Source organism: Flavobacterium xueshanense, assembly GCF_900112975.1.
Taxonomy (GTDB): Bacteria; Bacteroidota; Bacteroidia; order Flavobacteriales; family Flavobacteriaceae; genus Flavobacterium; species Flavobacterium xueshanense.
The window spans coordinates 1-2489 of sequence record NZ_FONQ01000030.1 but is presented as its reverse complement, the minus strand read 5'-3'; the positions used below and the strand labels follow the sequence as shown (position 1 = coordinate 2489).

Below are 2489 nucleotides of genomic sequence, written 5' to 3'. Positions count from 1 at the left end.
TTCCCGATGGAGTCGCACAAGTTGGCTGAATCACACTAACCGTTGTTGGTACAACCGGAGGAGTTGGAATCGCATTAATGGATACCGGTGATGATGGAACCGAAGGGCAATTATTTAAACCCGTAACTGTGAAAGTATAACTCGTGGATGCTAATAAGTTCCTAAATTCATAAGTGCTTCCAGATCCAGATACAGGAGAACCCGAAGATGGTGTTATAATCCACGTACCTACTGATGGTAATCCCCTCAATAAAACACTACCTGAATTATCAGCACAAGTTGGCTGCGTTATTGTATCAACTACTGGAGAAGGTGTTATAATGTATTCGACACTGATATCAGCTGACGATGGAGTACATTGGCCATTCGTAATGGTCCAAGTAAACACATAAACTCCTTCAACACTAACTGAAGCTGTTGAAGATCCATTTGTACTATCACTAAAAGCAACCGCTCCTGGTCCAGATTTTTTTGACCAAGAACCCGTACCAACTGACGGTGTATTACCACCCAAAGGATCACTCGTCAGAACACACTTGGACTGGTTTCCGCCAACAGCAGCAACCGTTGGCTTGTCAACAAAATTCATTGTAATATTAGCCTCTGAGTAACATGGTGTCAATGCAGATGCTGCAACTACAACAGGATTTGGGTCTTTCAAATTATAATCCACAGCTCCATTTCCATAATCTAAATTACTAGTTCTCTCTGGACTTAAAAAAGAATTCGTAACCAAATAATTCGGTTCATCCTGATCAGCCAAAGTCACAGCAAAAAATTTAATATCCCCAGTTGTATATCCTAAGAGTGATTTTAAAATTTCGACTTCAAAGCCTAAACTGTAGTCATTAATTCCAGCGTTATTTTTATTCACTCCCATTACAGAAGAAGGGATTCCTGTAGCGGCTATTCCTAGATTTGTTTTAATTGAGTTTCCAGTTCTTAATTCAATTATATCCGCACTGTAATTTGTTTCACTTAAATCCGTTCCAATAGCAAGGCAATAATCCGCTTGAAAATAAGAGTCAAATGTACTTGGGTTATTATTAAAATAATTAAATGCATTAACTGTAGGAATCGACCCAGCTTCATCTCCATAATTAGAAATATTGAATCCTCCGGTTTTTGTATCAAGAAATAACAAAATTCTTCTGTTACTTAGTGCCTTTCCAAGTACACCAAATATTAATTTATCTTCTGTTGAGCTTATTTTTAAAGAATTAATATATCCAGTTGAAGCACTCGAAGATAAAGGAGCTGACAGAAAATTATCTTCTAATGAACCAGTCCCCCATGCTTTTTCTGTAATATTTCCATCAAAATTTACGGCATATCTAGTACGCACCCTAACTACTTGACCATCTGTTAAAACATTAGTCACAAAAATTTTGTTTGTCGTCATCGCTTGCTTAACAACACCATCTACTGAAAATTCAAATAAATCACCTCCTCCAGTAGCCGTAAAAGTAACTGATGTACCTATACACAAAGGAGAAGACGTACTATTAGCTGGAGAAACTGTTAAGAAAACTGCAGGAGGAACGATATAAACTGAAGCAACAACAGGTACTCGAATGCTGATGTCTCCTCCAGATCTACTCCGGACGTAATAGGTTCTAGTAGCACTAATACTTGGACTATAAACACTCCCGGTGTATATAGGAATACCTGATGATTGAGAAGTAAACCACTCAATAGTCTCATTACCATTTACTCCAAAAGCATAAACATTAACTTGTACTGGATTAACACCATCGCTACAGGAACTCCCTGCAGTTATTAAAGGAGAGGGCAAAACAGCCAAAACTCTTAAATTTTTTAAACTTCTTGAATTCTTTTTCTGTTTTTTTGTTGTATCCGAATATATTGACTTCGAAGAAAACTTGAAATTTTGATGGTAAAAATTTATATCATTTTTAATATTCTTGGAACTTAAGAAGAAACCAAATAATAAATTAAAGAGTAAAAATAAAAGTAATTTTTTCTTCATAAACCCAATTTTGTAATTAATATAACATTTAAGTTTTAAATGTATAATTTTATTTCCATTGAACAAATCAAATTTTAATAAAAAATTAACTATTTTAAAACAACAAAATTAAATACCTATTATTCATACAGTTACATAATAGAAACCTGATTAATGTCAATGACATATTATTTATAGATTTAAATCAAAACATGTGTTTAAAGAAAATATTAATTCAAATGAATATTAACATGACAAGAAGTAATTACTGCAGAGTGTAATATTACAGTAAAAGGGGAATTTTTACTGTTTTGAATACTTTTAAAACAAAATTGAAAAATTATATTGATAATTATTAGAAAGCTATACTTTTCGGCTATTAAATAGATATTTGACAATCAAAGTACAAATGCTTAACCTGAATTTTTCAATTCTAAAATTAAAACTTTTTAATCGTAATTTAGAGGTGTTCAAAAATTGATTTTTTCTTATTCAGATTATCTAATCTTTTTAGGTAATA

1 protein-coding gene is annotated in these 2489 nt (G+C 32.9%); it reads right to left on the bottom strand.

Going from position 1 to position 2489, the window contains the following annotated elements:
* Nucleotides 1-1990: immunoglobulin domain-containing protein (locus tag BMZ76_RS15635; protein ID WP_449757028.1), on the bottom strand; the 1990-nt coding region annotated here is incomplete at its 3' end.
* Nucleotides 1991-2489: the final 499 nt, after the last annotated feature.